Annotated in this window: 21 protein-coding genes, 1 tRNA gene and 1 riboswitch; of the genes, 10 read left to right on the top strand and 12 right to left on the bottom strand. The window is 57.9% G+C overall.

All coding sequences use genetic code 11. The annotated features are described in order from the left end of the window. Positions 1-210: 210 nt before the first annotated feature. Complete coding sequence (locus tag ACR0LI_RS16565) at positions 211-657, top strand: c-type cytochrome (protein WP_171638455.1); 447 nt, start codon at positions 211-213, stop codon at positions 655-657. A 19-nt stretch (positions 658-676) separates the two neighbouring features. On the opposite strand, the gene ACR0LI_RS16570 is transcribed toward ACR0LI_RS16565, so the two are convergent. After that, on the bottom strand, positions 677-1,288 hold the full coding sequence (locus ACR0LI_RS16570) for an FMN-binding negative transcriptional regulator (RefSeq protein WP_480718874.1): 612 nt from the start codon (positions 1,286-1,288) through the stop codon (positions 677-679). A gap of 54 nt (positions 1,289-1,342) precedes the next feature. Continuing rightward, positions 1,343-1,542: riboswitch (FMN riboswitch) on the top strand. 119 nt (positions 1,543-1,661) lie between these two features. Here ACR0LI_RS16570 and ACR0LI_RS16575 point away from each other — a divergent pair. From ACR0LI_RS16575 to cobO, 5 genes are all read left to right on the top strand, one after another. Next, positions 1,662-2,102, top strand: a complete 441-nt coding sequence (locus tag ACR0LI_RS16575; protein WP_210093605.1) for a 6,7-dimethyl-8-ribityllumazine synthase — start codon at positions 1,662-1,664, stop codon at positions 2,100-2,102. 118 nt (positions 2,103-2,220) lie between these two features. Further along, a complete protein-coding gene (gene aroC, locus ACR0LI_RS16580; protein ID WP_480718875.1) occupies positions 2,221-3,321 on the top strand; it encodes a chorismate synthase in 1,101 nt (366 codons plus the stop codon). Further along, complete coding sequence (locus ACR0LI_RS16585; protein WP_480718876.1) at positions 3,305-3,967, top strand: HD domain-containing protein; 663 nt, start codon at positions 3,305-3,307, stop codon at positions 3,965-3,967. Before aroC ends, ACR0LI_RS16585 begins: the two co-directional genes overlap by 17 nt. A gap of 45 nt (positions 3,968-4,012) precedes the next feature. Continuing rightward, positions 4,013-4,948: a DMT family transporter gene (locus ACR0LI_RS16590; protein WP_480718877.1), complete on the top strand. Its 936-nt coding sequence runs from the start codon at positions 4,013-4,015 to the stop codon at positions 4,946-4,948. A gap of 56 nt (positions 4,949-5,004) precedes the next feature. Then, the gene (gene cobO / locus ACR0LI_RS16595) at positions 5,005-5,604 is read left to right on the top strand and encodes a cob(I)yrinic acid a,c-diamide adenosyltransferase (RefSeq protein WP_480718878.1); all 600 of its coding nucleotides are present in this window, start codon (positions 5,005-5,007) and stop codon (positions 5,602-5,604) included. A 74-nt stretch (positions 5,605-5,678) separates the two neighbouring features. On the opposite strand, the gene arsB is transcribed toward cobO, so the two are convergent. From arsB to ACR0LI_RS16615, 4 genes are read right to left on the bottom strand one after another with little or no spacing between them, the layout of a single operon-like run. Continuing rightward, positions 5,679-6,698 carry an ACR3 family arsenite efflux transporter gene (arsB, locus tag ACR0LI_RS16600; RefSeq protein WP_480718879.1) on the bottom strand — a complete coding sequence of 340 codons (1,020 nt, stop codon included), beginning with the start codon at positions 6,696-6,698 and terminating at the stop codon, positions 5,679-5,681. Continuing rightward, entirely contained in the window at positions 6,695-7,960 is a 1,266-nt protein-coding gene (arsJ, locus tag ACR0LI_RS16605) for an organoarsenical effux MFS transporter ArsJ (RefSeq protein WP_480718880.1), read from the bottom strand. Before arsJ ends, arsB begins: the two co-directional genes overlap by 4 nt. Then, complete coding sequence (locus ACR0LI_RS16610; protein ID WP_480718881.1) at positions 7,957-8,955, bottom strand: ArsJ-associated glyceraldehyde-3-phosphate dehydrogenase; 999 nt, start codon at positions 8,953-8,955, stop codon at positions 7,957-7,959. Before ACR0LI_RS16610 ends, arsJ begins: the two co-directional genes overlap by 4 nt. Continuing rightward, positions 8,952-9,779 (bottom strand): arsenate reductase/protein-tyrosine-phosphatase family protein, encoded by an 828-nt coding sequence (locus ACR0LI_RS16615; RefSeq protein ID WP_480621434.1) that lies wholly within the window; start codon positions 9,777-9,779, stop codon positions 8,952-8,954. The genes ACR0LI_RS16610 and ACR0LI_RS16615 overlap by 4 nt, the downstream gene beginning before the upstream one ends. Positions 9,780-10,014: 235 nt before the next feature. On the opposite strand from ACR0LI_RS16615, the gene ACR0LI_RS16620 reads away from it, so the two are divergent. Continuing rightward, positions 10,015-10,090, top strand: a tRNA-Thr gene (locus tag ACR0LI_RS16620). 62 nt (positions 10,091-10,152) lie between these two features. On the opposite strand, the gene dxs is transcribed toward ACR0LI_RS16620, so the two are convergent. The 6 genes from dxs to ACR0LI_RS16650 all read right to left on the bottom strand — a co-directional run bounded on the left by dxs (position 10,153) and on the right by ACR0LI_RS16650 (position 15,409). Next, positions 10,153-12,081: a 1-deoxy-D-xylulose-5-phosphate synthase gene (gene dxs / locus ACR0LI_RS16625; protein ID WP_171638434.1), complete on the bottom strand. Its 1,929-nt coding sequence runs from the start codon at positions 12,079-12,081 to the stop codon at positions 10,153-10,155. A gap of 16 nt (positions 12,082-12,097) precedes the next feature. Then, on the bottom strand, positions 12,098-12,964 hold the full coding sequence (locus ACR0LI_RS16630; protein ID WP_480718882.1) for a polyprenyl synthetase family protein: 867 nt from the start codon (positions 12,962-12,964) through the stop codon (positions 12,098-12,100). Continuing rightward, positions 12,965-13,207, bottom strand: a complete 243-nt coding sequence (locus ACR0LI_RS16635; RefSeq protein WP_171638430.1) for an exodeoxyribonuclease VII small subunit — start codon at positions 13,205-13,207, stop codon at positions 12,965-12,967. Next, a complete protein-coding gene (locus ACR0LI_RS16640; protein WP_480718883.1) occupies positions 13,204-14,130 on the bottom strand; it encodes a histone deacetylase family protein in 927 nt (308 codons plus the stop codon). The genes ACR0LI_RS16635 and ACR0LI_RS16640 overlap by 4 nt, the downstream gene beginning before the upstream one ends. 68 nt (positions 14,131-14,198) lie before the next feature. Continuing rightward, a complete protein-coding gene (locus ACR0LI_RS16645; protein ID WP_152459691.1) occupies positions 14,199-14,900 on the bottom strand; it encodes a response regulator in 702 nt (233 codons plus the stop codon). Further along, positions 14,897-15,409 (bottom strand): MarR family winged helix-turn-helix transcriptional regulator, encoded by a 513-nt coding sequence (locus ACR0LI_RS16650; RefSeq protein ID WP_171638426.1) that lies wholly within the window; start codon positions 15,407-15,409, stop codon positions 14,897-14,899. The genes ACR0LI_RS16645 and ACR0LI_RS16650 overlap by 4 nt, the downstream gene beginning before the upstream one ends. Before the next feature lie 161 nt (positions 15,410-15,570). Between ACR0LI_RS16650 and ACR0LI_RS16655 the strand changes: the two genes are divergently transcribed. The 3 genes from ACR0LI_RS16655 to ACR0LI_RS16665 all read left to right on the top strand — a co-directional run bounded on the left by ACR0LI_RS16655 (position 15,571) and on the right by ACR0LI_RS16665 (position 17,973). Beyond that, positions 15,571-16,437, top strand: coding sequence for a branched-chain amino acid aminotransferase (locus ACR0LI_RS16655; RefSeq protein ID WP_152459689.1), 867 nt, complete (start codon positions 15,571-15,573; stop codon positions 16,435-16,437). 108 nt (positions 16,438-16,545) lie between these two features. Further along, positions 16,546-17,496, top strand: a complete 951-nt coding sequence (locus tag ACR0LI_RS16660; RefSeq protein ID WP_171638422.1) for an AraC family transcriptional regulator — start codon at positions 16,546-16,548, stop codon at positions 17,494-17,496. Positions 17,497-17,607: 111 nt separating this feature from the next. Then, positions 17,608-17,973, top strand: coding sequence for an SPW repeat domain-containing protein (locus ACR0LI_RS16665; RefSeq protein ID WP_480621432.1), 366 nt, complete (start codon positions 17,608-17,610; stop codon positions 17,971-17,973). A 257-nt stretch (positions 17,974-18,230) separates the two neighbouring features. Here the strand turns inward: ACR0LI_RS16665 and ACR0LI_RS16670 are convergent, their stop codons facing one another. Next, positions 18,231-19,532 (bottom strand): adenylate/guanylate cyclase domain-containing protein, encoded by a 1,302-nt coding sequence (locus ACR0LI_RS16670; protein ID WP_171638420.1) that lies wholly within the window; start codon positions 19,530-19,532, stop codon positions 18,231-18,233. Positions 19,533-19,578 lie beyond the last annotated feature (46 nt).

A 19,578-nucleotide genomic window follows, 5' to 3' on the forward strand; every position in this document is an offset into this window, starting at 1 on the left:
AAATCCAGCCCGATTCTGACCACCAGTCGGCCAATCATTTGAGAGCGTATTCTTGACAATCAGCATCGCGAAGCAGCGATTGTCTGCTGGGTAAATCATATTTGCCAAATAGATGATTTAAATCGAAAATTGAGCGCAATTACACAGTTGCACTTTTTGCGTGAATACCGGACAGCGCAAAAACGCGCGAACTCCTGCAAGGAGACCCCAATGTCAAAAATCACCCTGGCCACTGCGATACTCACATTGGCCCTGTCCTCGCAAACACTTGCGGCAGGTGATCCAGCGAAAGGCGAGGCGATGTACAACCGCTGTTCATCGTGTCATGCGATCATCAAGGACGGCGAAGTACTGGTCAAAGGCGGAATCACCGGCCCGAATCTCTATGGTGTCGTCGGACGTGTCGCCGGGTCCGAAAATGACTATCGCTACGGCAGCGAGCGCCTGCCGGTCGGTATGTTCACCGATGACATGATCCGTGCCGGCGAAGAAGGTCTGATCTGGACCGAAGAAAACATTGCCGCCTATTCCAAAGACCCCATCGGTTTCATCAAAGAGTATCTGGATGACGAAACCGCCCGCCCGAACATGAGCGTCAAGCTCAGGAAAGGCGCGGAAGATATCGCCGCCTATCTGGCAACTTTCAGTTCCGAGTAATCCTGTTTCCCGGTGCTGGTTACGCCTTGTGTATCAAGGCGGCCAGCTGACCGGTTTCACTGCCAAATCCGCTGCGAACTTTGTCGGCAGCAGCGATTCTTGCATCCTCCGGCTTGTTCTGGCCCAGTTTCCAGGTGCCCTGGATATCCTCTACCTGCATCCGGCATGGTACGATCATCCGCATCATTCTGGCCAACGCGTCATCAGACATTTTCCCGGTGACCCATGGCGCTTTGGGCAACAGTCGATCTTCAAAGAATGCCGTTTGTCGATCCAGCAAATCACGCAGCTCGTCCTGCGGGCGCAGTTCAAGCCGTCCGGTCAGGTGCACGGCAACATAGTTCCAAGTCGGAACCTGATCGGCGACACCGTACCAGTCGGGCGAGACATAGCCATCAGGCCCCTGCACCGCGATCCTGACCTCTTTCGGCCCGTGCAGCATACGGACAATCGGGTTTGATCGCACCAGATGAAGATCGACCACCGCACCGTCCTCAGACAGCAGAAAGGGCACGTGACTGATCAATGGCGCGCCGTCGCCGGAAATCGCCAGAACGCCAAAAGCCCGGTCACGGGCGAATTCAATATGACGCGCACGATCCTCGGCGCGGAAGGCTGGATTTGGGTGCATGGGCGACCTCCTGCCAAATCTCTTGCAGATGGGGTTGGTTCTTGGCAAGGTCTGCCTCGTTCTCAGGGCGGGGTGGAATTCCCCACCGGCGGTATGCGGGCCATGACCCGTAAGCCCGCGAGCGGCTCTGCCGTGTCCACGATCCGAACGGCAGAGGCCGGTATTCGGACAAAGTGTGGAACCACGAAAGAGTGTCAGCAGATCTGGTGAGAGGCCAGAGCCGACGGTCAAAGTCCGGATGGAAGAGAACGTGCAAGTCGTGCCGGTGAACCGGCGCGCCTGCTCGTGATCGCCTTGGGTGACGTGTCATGCCGGGCTGGCAGCAAAGGTTTTCGCGACCGCCAGCAGGCCACCGAACTGAAAGGAGATCACGATGACACACACCCGCTATGCTTTTGTCAAAGCCAACTGGCATTCCGACATCGTCGACCGCGCGCTGGACGGGTTTCTTGAACTGATCCCGGCCGATCAGGTCGATGTTTTCGACGTTCCCGGCGCGTTCGAGATGCCGCTGCTGGCCCGCGATCTGGCCCAAACCGGCCGCTACGCGGCTGTCGCCTGCGCCGCATTTGTCGTGGATGGCGGCATTTACCGGCACGACTTCGTGGCGCAGGCCGTCGTGGACGGGTTGATGCGCGCCGGCATGGATACCGGCGTACCGGTCCTGTCCGTCTCCCTGACGCCGCACCAGTATCAGGAAACCGATCATCACAACGCCATCTACCGCGCGCATTTTGTTGAGAAAGGCCGCGAAGCCGCACAAGCTGCGCTGAAAATCACAGCGACCCGAACGGCGCTGACGCAGGCCGCCTGATCTTCATCTTCTCAAAACTACTCATTCGCGCCACCGCAAGGTGGCGCGCACCAATTCGCAAATCCCCTTGAGGCTCACGGCGCTCCCCGCTAATCACGATCCCAAAGGAGCCCGCCCCATGTCGATGAACAGTTTTGGCCATCTATTCCGTGTCACCACCTGGGGTGAAAGCCATGGACCCGCCTTGGGTGCCACTGTTGACGGCTGTCCGCCGGGTGTCGCGATCGACGAGACCAAGATCCAGCACTGGCTGGACAAGCGCAAACCGGGGCAGAACAAGTTCACCACCCAGCGGCGCGAACCCGATCAGGTGAAAATCCTGTCTGGTGTGTTCGAAGGGCAGACCACCGGAACGCCTGTGCAACTGATGATCGAGAACACCGATCAGCGCTCGAAAGACTATGGCGATATCATGGATAAGTTCCGCCCGGGGCACGCCGATATCACCTATTGGCAGAAATACGGGATCCGGGATTATCGCGGCGGCGGGCGGAGTTCTGCACGCGAAACAGCATCACGTGTTGCTGCGGGTGGATTGGCGCGTGAGGCGATCAAACAGATTGCGCCCAACGTGCAGATCACCGGATACATGACCCAGATCGGGCCGCATAAGATCGAGCGCGACAATTTCGACTGGTCCCAGATCGAGCAGAACCCGTTCTGGACACCGGATGCGCAAGCCGCCGAGAAGTGGGCCACCTATCTGGACGATCTGCGCAAGTCCGGCAACTCGGTTGGCGCAATTGTCGAAGTTGTGGCGCGTGGCGTGCCCGCAGGGCTTGGCGCGCCGGTTTATGCCAAGTTAGACACTGATCTAGCCGCTGCGATGATGTCGATCAACGCGGTGAAAGGCGTCGAAATCGGCGAAGGCATGGCCGCGGCTGAACTGACGGGCGAGGCCAACGCGGATGAGATTTTCATGGGCCAGAATGGCCCACAATACAGCTCGAACCATGCGGGCGGGATTCTGGGCGGCATCTCAACCGGACAGGACATCGTCGTTCGCTTTGCAGTCAAGCCGACCTCGTCTATTCTGACCACACGCAAAACCATCACCAAATCAGGCGAAGAGACCGAGATCATCACCAAGGGCCGTCACGACCCTTGTGTTGGTATTCGCGCGGTCCCGGTAGGAGAGGCGATGATGGCCTGCGTGATCCTCGACCACCTGCTCTTGCATCGCGGCCAGATCGGAGAGAACCGTGGACGGATCGGCTGATCTGCGCTCCCGCCTGCGGGCTGTGGTCGCACATCGCATGGAAACGGATCCGGCCCATGATCTGGCCCATCTGGATCGTGTTTGGACCAACGCCCGGGCCATCGCAGATGATCAAACCGATATGTCCGTGCTGCTGGCCGCATGTTACCTGCACGATCTTGTGAATCTGCCCAAGGACGATCCCGCCCGGCATCTTGCCTCGCGCAGATCCGCAGCTGAATCAGAGCCTATTCTTAAGGAAATCGGGTTTGAGGCCGATCAGGTCCGTGCGATCCAGCACGCGATCGAAGCCCATAGTTTTTCGGCCGATATCCCCCCTGAAACGATCGAGGCACGCATTCTGCGCGATGCGGACCGCCTTGACGCCCTAGGCGCCATCGGTATCGCCCGCAACTTTTCCGTTTCCGGAGCCTTGGGGCGTACTCTTTACGATCCGGCGGACCCTTTTGCCCAAGCCCGGCCACTGGATGACCTTCATTTCTCGCTCGACCACTGGAAGGTGAAACTTCTGCGCCTGCCAGGTGACATGTTGACCGAAACCGGAAGGCGGATTGCAGAACAACGCACCGCGCGCATGATCCGCTTTCTTGAAGAATTCGCCGAAGAGATCGGCTGTTCCTTGCCGCAATCCTGGGTGAATTGCTGAATCCACCCGTTGATCTTTGCCCGTCAAAGACGCAGGTTCGCGCCGATGACAAAACCCTTAACTTCGCATCGACCTCTGCTTGCCGTAACGCTGAAGCTGTGCGCCTTGTTCCTGTTCACGTCGATGTCCGCGCTGGTCAAAGCACTTTCAGATGAATTCCCGCCGGGCCAATTGGTGTTTTTCCGATCCCTGTTCGCAATCCCCGTGATCATTCTTTGGCTCATCGCGCGGGGGGAGTTGTCGAAAGGCTTTGTGGTCAAGAAACCCATGGGCCATTTCTGGCGCGGTGTTCTGGGGACAAGCGCCATGGGTCTTACCTTTACCGGCCTCAGCCTGTTGCCCCTGCCGGAAGTTACTGCCATCGGCTATGCGACACCGATCTTCACCCTGATTCTGGCCGCCGTCATGCTGGGCGAACGGATTCGGCTTATCCGTATCGGCGCTGTGGCTTTGGGTCTGCTGGGCGTCCTGATCATGATATGGCCACGTATTGGCACCACCAAGATGGAACTCGCCGCCACCATCGGCGCGTTATGCGTGTTGGGCGCAACCCTCGCCCGTGCCTTCGTTCAGATCCATATCCGGCAATTGGTCAAGGTCGATCACGCTGCGGCCATCGTGTTCTATTTCTCAATGACCGCGACGCTCCTGTCCGCTCTGACAGCATTCTGGGGATGGACGATGCCCACATGGAATCAGGCTCTGATCATGGTCATGATGGGCCTGATCGGCGGCGTCGCGCAGATTTTGGTCACATCTTCCTATCGGTTTGGCCAGGCCTCGATGCTGGCGCCTTATGACTATGCAACCATGCTTTTTGCGATCGTGATCGGCTATGTCTGGTTCGACGAACTGCCAACGCTTGCAATCCTGATCGGGGCCGCGCTGGTGATTGCAGGCAATGTTGTCGTCATCTGGCGCGAACACCAGTTGGGGCTGGAGCGGGGCAAGGTCCGGTCGGTTACAGACCCCAAAGCATGACTTTACCTTTTGCAATCTTCCCCTAGGTTGGGCCGAACAGTCAAAGAGGTTCCCAAATGAGCGACGCGCAGGATCACAAGGAAAAGATGCAGAAGGTGCAGGCCCAGCACCGCAAGAAAGTGTCCGAGGCCGTGGATCCAGGCCGCGGTCTGGTCCTGATCAATACCGGCAAGGGCAAAGGCAAATCCTCGGCCGCGTTCGGCGTGGTCATTCGTGCCTTGGGCTGGGGCCAGAAGGTTGCTGTGGTGCAGTTCATCAAGGGCAAGTGGAAAACCGGCGAGCGCCGTTTCTTCGAAGAGCGCGATCTGGTGACATGGCATACGATGGGCGAAGGTTTTACCTGGGACACACAGGACCGGGAGCGCGATATTGCGGCTGCCAATGCCGCCTTCGACAAGGCCTGCGCCCTGATGTCCAGCGGCGAATACGATCTGGTTGTGCTGGACGAGATCAACATCGCCCTGCGTTACGAATACCTGTCGGTCGAACAGGTCATCGAAGGTTTGAACACGCGTTCGGAAAAGACCAGCGTATTCCTGACTGGTCGCGGCGCGCCGAACGCGCTGCGTGACTATGCTGATCTGGTCACGGAAATGACCGAGGAGAAACACCCGTTCCAAGCGGGCATCAAAGCACAGCGCGGCGTGGATTTCTGAAGCAACGTTGCTGCAAGGCTGGCGGTGCATAGCCGCCAGTTCCGATTATCGCCCTGCTGCGTTGACCGATTCTGTCATGTCGCAGGTTCCGGGAAACGCTGGCGTGTTCGGTTGGCGAAAGCCACAAGCGACAGCATCACCGGTACTTCGACCAGGACCCCCACGACCGTCGCCAGTGCCGCGCCGGAATGAAGACCGAACAAGCTGATTGCGACGGCAACGGCCAGTTCAAAAAAGTTCGATGTCCCGATCATGGCACAGGGCGCTGCGATCCGGTGGGGAACCTTCAGCGCAAAAGCCGCGCCATAGGCAATGGCAAAAATACCGTAGCTTTGGATCAGAATGGGAACGGCGATCAACACGATGACCGTGGGTTTCGCCAGAATGGTCTGACCTTGCAGGCCGAACAAGATAACCACGGTTGCTGTCAATCCCATGACGGACCACGGTTTCACCCGCGCCGAAAAGGCTTCTATCGCCTGTTTAGAGCCTAATCTGCGGCGGGTGATCAACCCGGCGACAAGCGGCAGCACCACATAAAGGACCGTGGCCAAAACCAAAGTCTGCCATGGCACTTCGATGTCAGTGACCCCCAGCAAAAAGGCCACGATCGGCGCAAATGCCACGACCATGATCAGATCATTGACCGAGACCTGAACCAGGGTGTAGGTCGCGTCGCCTTTGGTCAGTTGCGACCACACGAACACCATGGCGGTACAAGGGGCGGCCCCCAGCAGGATCAGACCGGCGGTGTATTGCGCAGCATCTTCGGGCGCGATCCAAGGCGCGAAGACATAGTCGAAAAACAGGACAGCCAGCAGCGCCATGGTGAAAGGCTTTATCAGCCAGTTCACCACCAGCGTCACAATCAGACCACGCGGCTGGCGGGCAACCCCGGCGACTGCACCGAAATCGACGTTGACCATCATCGGATAGACCATTGCCCAGATCAGCACCGCCACCACCAGGTTGACGCTGGCAACTTCGGCGCTTGCCACCAGTTGCACCAGCCCCGGCGCGGCCAGTCCGATCAGGACACCACCGATCATCGCAAGTGCAACCCAGATCGTGAGATACCGTTCAAAAATGCTCATGATAACGCCTCGGAAGTTTGATCCATAAGTTTGCCGGACGTCAGCGCAGCAAGGCCAACCATCACGGCCGCCGTGCCCAGCACCAGGGGCAGCCCCCCGACCTGATAGGTCAGGCCGGACAAAACGGTTCCGGCCAACCGCCCCGTCGCATTTGCCATGTAGTAAAAGCCGACATCCATCGTCACACGCTCGGACCGGGTGAAGGCAAGAATCAGATAGGAATGCAGCGATGAATTGACCGCGAAGATCGCACCAAAGACCAAAAGCCCGACGACCAGTGTCAGGGTCAGCCAGGTCTCGGGCCCATTTGACAGCAAAACTGCCAGTGTCAGAGCCGCAGGAACACAGAACAGGATCGCCGCCCAGTTGCGTGCGGCACGGATCAGATCACCTTCGGTTCGATCTGACGCACGAAGAATCCTTGGCGCGTTGGCCTGCACGGCGCCATAGAGGATGATCCACACCGCCATGAATGTTCCGATCATGAAGAACGCGGCCCGCTTGCCCTCTTCGGTGCCATCTGAAAGAACAGCATAGAAATAGATCGGGATGCCGACCACGAACCAGACGTCCCGCGCGCCGAACAGGAAGACACGCGCCGCGGACAACCAGTTCACATTTGCGGATTTTGAAAAAACCTCAGAGAACTTTGCGCCCTTGCGCCCCTTCGGCAGGCCCGCTGGCATGAACAGCATCACCGCGACCAGGATCACCGCCAGAACGGCGGCCATGGCAAGCACTGCCGGAAGGAAGCCCAGTGTTGCAAGCATGGCGGCACCCAACAGGAATCCCAGCCCTTTGACCGCGTTTTTCGAACCCGTCAGAACCGCAACCCATCGAAACAACGCGCCTCCTTCGGAAGGAGCCAGCAATTTGACCGCCGATTTCGAAGACATCTTGGCCAGATCCTTGGCTACTCCACTGGCCCCTTGCACGATCATGACAAAAGTGACCGAAGCCGCGACGGTCCAGTTCGGGTTAAGCTGCGTCATGGCGAGCAACGCGACGATCTGCACCCCCAGCCCAGCATAGAGGGTCGAGGTCAGCCCGAACCGTGCGGCGATCCAACCGGCGGACAGGTTGGTGACAATCCCGGCGATTTCATAAAGCACAAAAAGATAGGCAAGCTGCACCGGTGAAAAGCCCAGTGTGTGAAAGTGCAACAGCACCAACATCCTGAGCGCCCCGTCGGTCAGCATGAAGGCCCAATAGGCAGCCGTGACCGCGATATAAGCCGACAGTCCTTCGGGGCGTTGCGTCACAATGATGCCCCGACCATCAGCGCGACATCCACCAGCCGATGCGCATAACCCATCTCGTTGTCGTACCACGCATAGATTTTCACCTGCGTCCCGTTCACAACCATGGTCGAGGGCGCATCGACGATCGAAGAGCGTTCGTCATTGGTGTAATCGGTGGACACCAGCGGGCGCGTCTCATAGCCCAGAATGCCCTTCAGTTCGCCTTCGGCAGCGGCTTTGAAGAAGGCGTTGACCTCTTCAACCGTGGTTTCACGCTCAACCTCGAAAACGCAATCGGTCAGCGAAGCGTTCAGCAATGGCACCCGAACCGCATGGCCGTTCAGCCGCCCTTTGAGTTCAGGGTAGATCAGTGTGATGGCCGTGGCCGACCCGGTCGTGGTCGGGATCAAAGAGTTCAGGGCCGAGCGTGCGCGCCTGAGATCCTTGGCAGGCCGATCCACAATTGTCTGCGTGTTGGTTACGTCGTGAATCGTCGTCATTGATCCATGGCGGATGCCCAGGTTTTCGTGAACGACCTTCACGACAGGCGCAAGACAGTTTGTCGTGCACGAGGCCGCCGTCACGATCCTATGCGCCGCGGGGTCGTAGGTTCCGTCATTCACACCCATGACGATATTGGCCGTCGGCCCGTCCTTGACCGGAGCAGAGACAACAACCTTCTTCACCCCAGCGTCAAAATACGGTGCCAGCATCGCTTCGGTCTTGAACACGCCGGTGCAGTCGATCACCACGTCAACACCGTCCAGCGGCAACGCGCTCAGGTCTTTTGTGCCAACGAACGGCAGGCGGGTACCGTTGACCGTGATGCTGTCTGCATCATGGTCGAATTCCGCGTCCCAGCGCCCATGCACGGTGTCGAACTCCAGCAGATGCGCATGCATCTCGGGATCACCGACGGCATCGTTGATCCAGGCTATCTTTGCGCCTTTTTCAAGCAAGGGCTTCAGGGCCAGTTTTCCCATACGGCCAAGGCCGTTCAGTGCGTAGGTGGTCATTTCGTTTCCTCGGTAGGCGTACGCCCGATTTCATCGACGGCGGATTGCAATGCGATCCGGTCAAGGCTTTCGACCGGCAATGACGAAAAGGCCTGAATCCGGCGCTTCAGTGCACCATAGGCGGTTTGAAAGGCCAGGCTTTTCTCGGCGTCGGTACCTTCGGCCTTGACCGGATCTTCCACGCCCCAATGGCCACTTATCGGTTGACCCTCCCAAGCCGGGCATTCTTCGTTGGCGGCCTGATTGCAGACAGTAAAGACGAAATCCATGACGGGCGCGTCCGGCGCCGAAAACTCGGACAGATTCTTCGGCCGCAGGCCCGAGATATCGTGCCCCTTGTCGTGCAGAATCTGCACCGCAAAGGGATTGAGCTCTGAACTGGGCCGCGTCCCGGCCGAATAGACGTTGAACCGGTCGCCGCCGATCTGTCGCAGCAAGGATTCGGCAAAAATCGAACGGGCCGAGTTGCCGGAACAAATGAACAGCACATTGACCTTTCGGTTCGTCGCGGTGTCTTTGGGAAAGGGCATGCAGATATCCGGACGGCCACGGCAGCAATCCACGATCAGGAAATCCAACATCTGCTGCACAGTTTTCATTTCAATCGAATAGAGCAGAGACGTCCCGGATCGTTCCTGTTTCACCAATCCCGACCGCTGCAATGCATTCAGGTAGTTCGACATGGTACTGGGTTTGATATCCAGCTCCGCTGCCAGTTCGCCCGCGGGAACCCTGTCAGGAAACCGTCGCATCAACATGCGAAACACGGTGATGCGCTGCGGGTGGCCAAGGATGGTAAACTGATCGATTATCTTTTCTATCATATTTCATGAATTATTAAAATAAAGAAGATGGGTCAATTTTATTCCGCATCGTCACAAAAAATTCACGGATCAGAGCGCCAATTTGAAAGACTGGCCGCAGGCTTTCGGTTCACAACTCGAGGCCCAGCCGTGCTGAGCAACGTCAAAACGGTTACGACCGGGCTTGCAGGCGCCAGACTGACGGTTTAAACGAAGCTTCGCATCCGGTCATAATCAGTTCCATATGACCTAAGGTGCCGCTGTAGCTCAGCTGGTAGAGCACGTCATTCGTAATGATGGGGTCGGGGGTTCGAGTCCCTTCAGCGGCACCAGATATATCCAGGTCAAACGGAATTCGGCCCTCGCAACCTCCGCTGCCCTGCCGACTGGCGCGCTAAGCGCGTTTCTCTCCGATCGAGGCAACACCCAGAACGTCCAGAACTTTCGCTTCGATATGCTCGGCATTCATGCCGGCCACCGCATACATGTCCGCGGGGCTGGCTTGATCGATGAAAATATCCGGCAAAACCATCGAACGGTATTTCAACCCCCGATCAAATACACCTTCATCTGCCAAAAGTTGAGCGACATGGCTGCCAAAACCGCCAACGGCCCCTTCTTCTATGGTGATCAACGCCTCGTGGCGGGATACCAGATCCAGGATCAGGTCACGGTCAAGAGGTTTGGCAAAACGAGCATCGGCAATCGTGGGCGTTATGCCTTTGGCTGAAAGGGATTCCGCCGCCTTCTGAACCTCTGCCAGACGTGTACCGAATGAAAGCAAAGCCACCCGCGCACCTTCCCGGATAACGCGGCCCTTGCCGATCTCCAGAACCTCGCCGCGTTCGGGCAAGTCCACCCCGACACCTTCGCCGCGCGGATAGCGGAACGCAATGGGGCCTTCGTCATGCGCGGCGGCGGTCGCCACCATATGCATCAGCTCGGCCTCGTCTGCGGCAGCCATGACGACCATACCGGGCAGGTTGGCCAAATAGGCAATGTCGAACGACCCCGCATGGGTGGCGCCGTCAGCCCCGACCAAACCTGCCCGGTCGATTGCAAAACGTACGGGCAGGCGCTGAATCGCCACGTCATGTACCACCTGGTCGTAACCACGCTGCAGAAAGGTCGAATACATTGCGCAAAACGGCTTCATTCCTCCTGCGGCAAGCGCAGCCGAAAACGTCACGCCGTGCTGTTCGGCAATCGCCACATCAAAGCAACGTGACGGATAGCGCTCGGCGAACAGGTTGAGGCCAGTTCCGTCGGGCATCGCAGCAGTCACGGCAACGATCTTGTCGTCACGCGCGGCCTCATCCACCAGCGCCTTGCCGAATACAGACGTATAAGAGGGCGCGTTTGAAGGTGCCTTCTTTTGCTCCCCAGTAACCACATCGAACTTGGCCGTGGCATGGCCTTTGTCGCGGGCCTGTTCGGCGGGGGCATACCCCTTGCCTTTTTTCGTCAATACATGGATCAGAATCGGCCCGGTTGCCCGTGCTTTGACCGTGCGCAGAACAGGCAGCAGCTGGTCCATGTCATGGCCATCTATCGGGCCGAGATAGGAAAACCCAAGCTCTTCGAACAGCGTGCCGCCCACCGCCATGCCTTTCAGCATCTCCTTGGCGCGCTTGGCACCCTCCCGGAATGGCTCGGGCAGCAATGAGACAGCGCCTTTTGCAGCAGCTTTCAGATCGTGAAACGGTTCTTCGGAATAGATACGCGATAAATAGCTGGACAACGCACCAACTGGCGGCGCGATGCTCATCTCGTTGTCGTTCAGAATGACGATCAGACGCTTTTTCAGGTGGCCTGCATTGTTCATCGCCTCAAAGGCCATGCCCGCAGACATCGAACCATCGCCGATCACCGCAATTGCGTCGCCCAGCCCTTCGGGCGTGACACCACCCAGATCCCGTGCGACAGCAAAACCCAAAGCAGCGCTGATCGACGTGCTGGAATGCGCAGCGCCAAATGGATCATAGGGGCTTTCGCTGCGCTTGGTGAAACCGCTGAGGCCATCCTTCATGCGCAATGTGCGGATGCGATCACGTCGTTCGGTCAGGATTTTGTGCGGATAACACTGATGACCCACATCCCAGATGATCTTGTCTCGGGGCGTATCAAACACAGCGTGCAACGCGGTGGTCAGTTCAACGACACCCAAGCCGGCCCCCAAATGCCCGCCGGTCACGGCAACCGCCGAAATTGTTTCGGCCCGCAACTCCTGTGCGACTTGGTGCAGCTGCGCGTCCGAGAACTGCTTGAGATCCGCTGGGCGGTTCACAAGATCCAGCAAGGGCGTATTGGGGCGGTCAGACATGTGTCGCGTTCCTGGCTTAGCTGTCCCGGGCAATAACGAAGCGGGCGGCTTCCTTCAAGGTTTCCGCCCTCGGACCAAACCCGTCCAAAGCGGCGCAGGCCTGATCCACAAGTTCACTTGCGCGGGCTTTGGCAGCAGGCAGACCCAAAAGCGAAACAAAAGTGGCTTTCCCTGCCTCGGTATCCTTTTGCAATCGCTTGCCCGCCTTTTGGGCATCGCCTTCGATATCAAGGATGTCATCTGCGATCTGAAAAGCAAGACCCATTGCCCGGGCATATCGGCGCAACGGGTCAGGATCGGATCGGGCCATAACGGCGCCAACGCAGGCAGACCACTCGATCAGGGCGCCCGTCTTGCCGGCCTGAAGACGCGTGATTTCGTCCAGCGTCAGCGGTTTGGCGGCCGTTTCCGCCGCAATGTCCAGCGCCTGTCCCAGCACCATACCTTGTGCGCCGCTGGCTTTGGCCAGGGTCAGGGCAAGGTCTGCGCGAATGTCTGCGGACCCAACCTGAGAACAGGTGCAAAGTTCGAAAGCAAGCGTCTGAAGGGCATCCCCGGCCAGAACAGCCGTGCCCTCATCCCACTCTACGTGAACGGTGGGCCGCCCGCGGCGCAGGTCATCGTCATCCATGCAGGGCAGGTCGTCATGCACCAGGGAATAAGCGTGCAGCGCCTCTATGGCCGTGGCCGGCCAGATCGCCCGGTCTTCTTCAACACCGTGCAGTCGGGCACTTTCCAATGCTAGAAACCCGCGCAGCCGCTTTCCGCCTCGGGTGGCATATGCCATGGCCCGGGTTACATCCACGTCTGCAAACGCGCCCAAAACCAGATCAAAATGGCTTTGAATGCTGGCAGCATCCTGCGCAAGTCTTTCGGGGAACATTCACATACCTTCGACGGGCGTCGTACCGGTCGGCTGACCACTGGCGTCCAGAGTGATCGCTGCGACTTTTTCTTCCGCGCGCTTCAACTCGTCTTCGCACCGCTTTTTCAGCGCCGCGCCGCGTTCGTACAGCGCAATTGATTGATCCAGCGCGACATCGCCACGTTCCAGCTGGCCGACTACGGCTTCAAGCTCTTTCATCGCCTGTTCGAATGTCATCTGGTCTACGGGAGTCTGGGTCATCGGGCTGCCTTTATCAATTCTTCCACATGGGCGCGTGTGGCCTGGGCCAGTGCGTTCAGATCATACCCGCCTTCCAGAGTCGAGACGATACGACCGTCGCAAACCTCGTCGGCAATCCTGCACAGCTCTGCGGTGATCCAGGCGAAGTCATCAGTGGCCCAGTTCAGATTGGCCAGCGGGTCGTCCTGATGGGCGTCGAACCCGGCAGAAATGATGATCAGTTCCGGCCTGAAGACCCGCAAGCGCGGAAAGGCCTTCGTTTCATAGGCGGCACGCATCTCGACGCCGCCACTGCCGGGCGCCAGAGGGATGTTGAGAACCGTATCATGAACACCCGTTTCCTCGGGCCGGCCCGATCCGGGCCACAAAGGCATCTGCTGGCTGGTTATCACCAATGCCCGCGCTTCATCCCACAACAGGTCCTGGGTTCCATTGCCGTGATGCACGTCAAAGTCGACCACCGCCACACGATTCAAGCCGTGATGGTCCAGCGCGTGTTTCGCCGCCAATGCTGCATTTCCAAACAGGCAGAAGCCCATGGCCGTTTCGGTTTCCGCATGGTGCCCCGGCGGGCGAATGGCACAGAACGCGTTCGATGCTTCACCGCCCAAAACCAGATCAACGGCCCGCACCGCCGCACCCGCCGCGCGGTATGCTGCGTCCACCGATCCCGGAGACAGGAACGTATCCCCGTCGATCTGTGCGAACCCGTCCGCAGGGCGCGCGGCCCGAATGTCGCGGATATAGCTCTCGGGGTGAATGCGCAGAAGATCGTCATCCGCAGCCAGCGGAGCCGTCACCCGCTTCAGCTCCAGCGCTTCCAATGCATGCAATATATGCTCCAGCCGTGCCACCCGTTCCGGGTGCCCGTCAGGTGTCACATGGCCCAGACAATCGGCGTGGGTCAAAAGGGCGGTTGTCATTGGGATCCCATCTTCATCTGGCTACAAATATCCTCGCCGAAGGCCAAAAAACGCCGCGCAGCGGCATCTCAATCCGGCGCAAGCATATACCCCGCGCCCCGCACAGTCTGCAAATAGCGTGGCTGCTTGGGGTCCTGTTCGATTTTGCGTCGAAGGCGCGTGATTTGCACATCCACCGCGCGCTCCTGCGCCTGACCCTTGTCGCGGCCCAGATCCTCGACCAGCTTGGCGCGGCTGATGGGCTCTCCGGGCTGGGCCGAGAATATCTTCATCAACTGGCTTTCGGTTGCGGTCAGACGGACCGGGTCTTCGCCCTGCCACATCTCACCGCGTTCAATGTCATAGCGGATGGGCCCGAGGTTCAGGATCTTCGCCGTGGTTTCTTCTGCCGGCGTTTCCGGCATCCGGCGCAGGATCGCATTGATCCGCAACAGCAGCTCTTTCGGCTCGAACGGTTTTGCCAGGTAATCATCCGCCCCGGCCTCGAGGCCCGCGATCCGGTGTTCCGTCTCGCCCTTTGCTGTCAGCAGCAGGATCGGTGTCGTATGCGTTTCCCGCAAAGCGCGGGTCAGACTGACACCATCCTCGCCCGGCATCATCACGTCCATGACGATCATGTCGAAATCCAACCCCGACAATACGCGCCGCGCGTGGGCCGCATCCCGTGCCGCAGTAACCAAAAACCCGTTTCGCATCAAAAACTTCTTGAGCAGATCACGAATGCGCTCGTCGTCGTCAACAATCAGCAGATGGGCATCCATATCGCTCATGTGGTCGTATCCCGAAGTTTCGTATAGGCATGACGCATATCAGCATCCATCATTGCTTCAAGCACTTTGCGAAATCCGGCCACGGCTTCGGGACCGGCATCCTTGTAGGCGGCGCGCATTCTTGCCCGCTGAGCATCCGACAACGTGGTTTCCAGCGACTGCCCCTTTTCTGTCAGAAATAGGTGGCGTTCGCGTTTGTCCACTGTACCCACGCGGCTTTCCACCAAACCATCCTCGATCAAGGTTCGCAAAACCCTGTTCAGAGACTGTTTTGTCACGCCAAGGATGGCCAACAAATTGTTGACCGTCGTGCCCGGCGCGCGGTTGATGAAGTGGATTGCCCGGTGGTGGGCGCGGCCATAGGCCATCTCTGCGAGGATGCGGTCGGGATCAGCCGTAAAGCCACGGTAGGCGAAGAACATGGCCTCGATCCCCTGCCTCAATTGCTCATCGGTCAAAAACAAAAGGCTCTCGCCCCCATAACGCGGGGCCGGACGGACGTCGGACATATCATGCCTCATTCGTTACTACCGGGGCCGAGTTTATGTCAGCGTTATTGACATTCCAAGAGTAGAGCGGTATCGAATTGCAGTTTTTGCGCAATATTGTGTCCGCACCGGACCTAAATCGCGCAACAATCGAAAACTCAACCCGGTTCAGGAGGTTTCGCATGGCGGGGTATGATGATCGTGATGGCACCATTTGGATGGATGGCAAGCTGGTGCCCTGGCGTGAGGCCAATGTGCACATTCTGACCCACGCAATGCACTATGCGTCATCGGTATTCGAAGGCGAGCGCGCATACAACGGTAAGATCTTCAAAAGCCGCGAACATTCCCAGCGTCTGATCGCCTCGGCCGAAGCGCTGGACATGCCGATGCCTTATTCGGTTGATGAAATCGAAGCTGCGAAGGAAGAAGCGCTGAAAGCCAGCGGTTTGCAGGACGCATATGTGCGGGCGTTGGTCTGGCGTGGCTCGGGCGAGGATATGGGCGTGGCTTCGGCGCGCAATCCGGTGCGCATGGCCATCGCCGTCTGGCCTTGGGGCGCCTATTACGGCGATGCCAAGATGCAGGGCGCCAAGCTGGACATCGCCGAATGGAAACGCCCCAGCCCGGAAACCATTCCGGTCCATGCTAAGGCGGCGGGTCTTTACATGATTTGCACCATATCCAAGCACAAGGCCGAGGCCAAAGGATGCTCGGACGCATTGTTCATGGACTGGCGCGGTTATGTCGCCGAGGCCACCGGCGCAAACGTGTTTTTCGTCAAGGATGGCGAGGTGCATACCCCGCTGGCAGACTGCTTCCTGAACGGCATCACCCGCCAGACGGTGATCCAGATGCTGAAAGACAAGGGCATCACCGTGCATGAGCGCCGCATCAAGCCCGAAGAAATGGCTGACTTCGAACAGTGCTGGCTGACCGGCACCGCGGCCGAGGTCACGCCTGTCGGACAGATCGGCGAATATACATTCGAGGTCGGCGACCTGACCCGCCAAATCGCCGAAGATTACGAGAAACTGGTTCGCTCGTAAGACATTGCCCCCGCTTTGTCGGGGGCCTTTTTGTTGCCAAACGTGCAATTTTTTGTGCAAACCGTTCGGCCATCTGGACGGATTGCACAGATTGCGTATCTTCGGCACATGTTGGACCTTCTCAGCGATATTCTCACCCGCCTTTCCCTGCGCGGCACGTTTTACTTTCGCACGTCATTCACTCCGCCCTTCGGAATTCAGGTGCCGGGGTTCGAAAACGTGGCGCGGTTTCATTTTGTGCAGCGTGGTGAGCTGAAGGTTCATGTCTCGACCACGGGCGAAACGCTGCGGTTGAGGCAGGGGGACCTGATCCTGATCCCCCACGGGGCGCCACACGCATTGCTCTGCGCCGAGGTCAAGCCGTTGGACGCATTGCCTCTGGAGCAGGTGCTGGAGCGCGCGGGCTACTCGGGCGAAGGCGTGCTGGTCTATGGCGGTGATGACGAGGAACGGGATACACAGCTGATCTGCGGTCATTTCTCTTTTTCCGGCCCGGCCGGCCGAAACGGCACCGGGCATATGCTGATCGACCGCCTGCCGCCCTATATCCTGATCGAGAATTATGGCGAAGAGGCCGGATCGTGGATGGAAGCCACCCTGCGCATGATCGGCTCTGAGGTTTCAGGCGCAAAAATCGGTGGCGACCTGATCGCGCTGAAACTGTCCGAGGCCCTGTTCGCACAGGCGATCCGGGCCTATCTGGAGCGTCAGAGCCCGCAGGATTCCGCATTGGCAGGATTTGCTGATCAGCGCATCTCGCGGGCCTTGACCGCGTTCCACCAGGCCCCGGCCAAGGACTGGAGCGTCGCGTCTTTGGCACGTGTGGCGGGTATGTCGCGCACTGCCTTTGCTCAGCGTTTTGCTGAAAAGATGGACACTACGCCGATGCAGTACCTCACGGATTGGCGGATGCAAATCGCGTGCCACGGCCTGACCGAGGCAAGATGGAACGTTGCAGATGCAGCGGCCGAGGTCGGGTATGCCTCCGAGGCGGCTTTCTCACGCGTGTTCAAGAAACAGGTTGGGCTGTCACCGGCTGCGTACCGGGCGATGCATTGATCCCCCAGGTTTTTTGAACGATCTGCATGGTATTAGAGACGATCAGGAATTCAGCGTTCGGCTTGGGCGTCCTACCTTCCCTTTATCATTGATTGAGAAAAGGAAGATCTGATGTCCCTGCGTTTCGTTACCCGCTCTGTCCATGCTTACCTCGACTACCCCGTCGCCATTGCCCTCATGACGTTGCCGTTCCTGTTGGGATTGGGCCAATCCAACCCCCTGGCCCTGTGGCTGTCGGTTGTCACCGGTGTTGCTGCGTTTGTTCTGACGGTACTGACGGATCACCACCTTGGGATTTGGCGGGTCCTTCCCTACAAGTTCCATCTGGCCGTAGACTTGATTGTCGGCATCGCATTCCTGTTTGCACCCAGCGTCCTGGGGTTCTCAGGACTGGATGCGGTGTTTTATTGGCTGAACGGCGCGGCCGTGGTGCTTGTCATCTCGCTCAGCGCGCCCGAGCAGGAAGTTGCCGCATAAAACCGCTGACCACGGTTGTCCCAGTTTCACCGTAAAGCGCCAAGGTCCGAGCCGCCGGGGTTTTCATCCGGCGGCTCGTTTTTGAAAAAGCGGCCGGGCTTCAAAGGAATGCTCTCACTGTCACAACAGGCCATCCGGCTGCGGCTCGCAGCTGCCTCCGCGTGATCTGTTGTTTCAACTGACCCAGGTTCGCCCCATTCCAGTCACTGATTGAACCCGCACTGACATTGGCACGTTTCACCGAGAAGATAAGGTTTTCAGCCTTTGATGAGCCGCTCGGACGAGTGTGACGTTGCAGGTTTGTCGTGGACCTTCAGCAGCCAATACGGTTGGATTTCGCCATTTCCCTTGATATTGATAACCTCTCGTCTCTCGCAATCTACATATTCGGCTATCTCGTCTCTTACTTCGGGTGAGATTTGAACGCGCCCGGGTTCTCCGGTGCTTTCCATTCTTGAGGCGATGTTGACTGTATCACCCCAAACGTCAAAAAACGGTTTGTCGCCGCCGATTACACCTGCGATTACCGGGCCTTTGTGAATTCCGACCCGCAGGGACACCTTTGGATGCAGTTTGTCTGTCACCTGCTCGACCGTCGCAATCATATCAATCGCCAACGCCGCCATGCGAACAGAATCCGGTTGCCTCTCTTTGACCGAGGGGTCCAAACCACCTGCAACCATGTAACTGTCACCGATGGTTTTGATTTTCTCCAGCTTGTAGCTCAAAACCAGTTCATCGAATGCTGAGAACACGGAGCCCAGCAATTTGACCGTCGCCCTTGCCCCATTGGCGGCCGCGAATTCAGAAAATCCAGACAAATCAGAAAACAGAATTGTGGCGTCATCAATTCTTTCAGCGATTAACCTGTCCGGGTGCGCTTTGATGCGCCTTGCAATGCGCGAAGGCAAAAGAACATTTATCAGCCGCTCGGAAACAGCAAATTCCCTTTCCAAAGCATCTTCGTATCGATCTATTGCGGCATTTGCAGAGTAGGAGGTGAAAAAAAGCGCCGAGACGATTCCCAAAATCAATACAATGAAAATAACATCCTGAGGCTGCCTTACAAATCCGTCCCGATATGACTGCGCAATAATATCCCAAATCGTTTCGCCGGGCGGTATATGCAAAGGAACGACAAGCGATATGTAAATAAACAAAGCTGCGCTGAGGATCGTTATCAAAGTGATCCAGCGCCAATATGCGGCCCCTAGAAAATAAAAAAGCAAGGGCGGGCCGACCAGCAAGACCAGATGATCTTCACCGTTTTTGCCGACGCTGATGTCATGGGCCAGAAACAGGAATAACCACACTGTAAAATAAGCGACTTTGACCTCAAGGCCGAAGCGATCCAACGTCATCGTCAAAAGTGCCGCGAAGCCAAGACCAAAGTTTACCCATGCGAGATATCTCCAGTCTGGTCCAAGTTGGAACTGGTAGAAAGCTGTGAAACCGAACCCAAGCGACGCAATAAAGGCTGCAACGTTAACAACCTGCATTTTTCGTCTTATTTTTCCATCGTCGATCGGATTTTCAGAGTCCACAATGTGTTTCAGCAAAGCATCGCCCCCGCGCCAGCTCTATGCAAAATATCCCTCAAATCCC

Source organism: Ruegeria sp. CL7 (genome assembly GCF_056536445.1).

What these genes read in the sequence shown, in the direction of transcription:
- ACR0LI_RS16565 (WP_171638455.1), top strand. Translation starts at nt 211, where the DNA reads ATGTCAAAAATCACCCTGGCCACTGCGATACTCACATTGGCCCTGTCC.
- ACR0LI_RS16570 (WP_480718874.1), bottom strand. Translation starts at nt 1,288, where the DNA reads ATGCACCCAAATCCAGCCTTCCGCGCCGAGGATCGTGCGCGTCATATT.
- ACR0LI_RS16575 (WP_210093605.1), top strand. Translation starts at nt 1,662, where the DNA reads ATGACACACACCCGCTATGCTTTTGTCAAAGCCAACTGGCATTCCGAC.
- aroC (WP_480718875.1), top strand. Translation starts at nt 2,221, where the DNA reads ATGTCGATGAACAGTTTTGGCCATCTATTCCGTGTCACCACCTGGGGT.
- ACR0LI_RS16590 (WP_480718877.1), top strand. Translation starts at nt 4,013, where the DNA reads ATGACAAAACCCTTAACTTCGCATCGACCTCTGCTTGCCGTAACGCTG.
- cobO (WP_480718878.1), top strand. Translation starts at nt 5,005, where the DNA reads ATGAGCGACGCGCAGGATCACAAGGAAAAGATGCAGAAGGTGCAGGCC.
- arsB (WP_480718879.1), bottom strand. Translation starts at nt 6,698, where the DNA reads ATGAGCATTTTTGAACGGTATCTCACGATCTGGGTTGCACTTGCGATG.
- ACR0LI_RS16610 (WP_480718881.1), bottom strand. Translation starts at nt 8,955, where the DNA reads ATGACCACCTACGCACTGAACGGCCTTGGCCGTATGGGAAAACTGGCC.
- ACR0LI_RS16615 (WP_480621434.1), bottom strand. Translation starts at nt 9,779, where the DNA reads ATGATAGAAAAGATAATCGATCAGTTTACCATCCTTGGCCACCCGCAG.
- dxs (WP_171638434.1), bottom strand. Translation starts at nt 12,081, where the DNA reads ATGTCTGACCGCCCCAATACGCCCTTGCTGGATCTTGTGAACCGCCCA.
- ACR0LI_RS16630 (WP_480718882.1), bottom strand. Translation starts at nt 12,964, where the DNA reads ATGTTCCCCGAAAGACTTGCGCAGGATGCTGCCAGCATTCAAAGCCAT.
- ACR0LI_RS16635 (WP_171638430.1), bottom strand. Translation starts at nt 13,207, where the DNA reads ATGACCCAGACTCCCGTAGACCAGATGACATTCGAACAGGCGATGAAA.
- ACR0LI_RS16640 (WP_480718883.1), bottom strand. Translation starts at nt 14,130, where the DNA reads ATGACAACCGCCCTTTTGACCCACGCCGATTGTCTGGGCCATGTGACA.
- ACR0LI_RS16645 (WP_152459691.1), bottom strand. Translation starts at nt 14,900, where the DNA reads ATGAGCGATATGGATGCCCATCTGCTGATTGTTGACGACGACGAGCGC.
- ACR0LI_RS16650 (WP_171638426.1), bottom strand. Translation starts at nt 15,409, where the DNA reads ATGTCCGACGTCCGTCCGGCCCCGCGTTATGGGGGCGAGAGCCTTTTG.
- ACR0LI_RS16655 (WP_152459689.1), top strand. Translation starts at nt 15,571, where the DNA reads ATGGCGGGGTATGATGATCGTGATGGCACCATTTGGATGGATGGCAAG.
- ACR0LI_RS16660 (WP_171638422.1), top strand. Translation starts at nt 16,546, where the DNA reads ATGTTGGACCTTCTCAGCGATATTCTCACCCGCCTTTCCCTGCGCGGC.
- ACR0LI_RS16665 (WP_480621432.1), top strand. Translation starts at nt 17,608, where the DNA reads ATGTCCCTGCGTTTCGTTACCCGCTCTGTCCATGCTTACCTCGACTAC.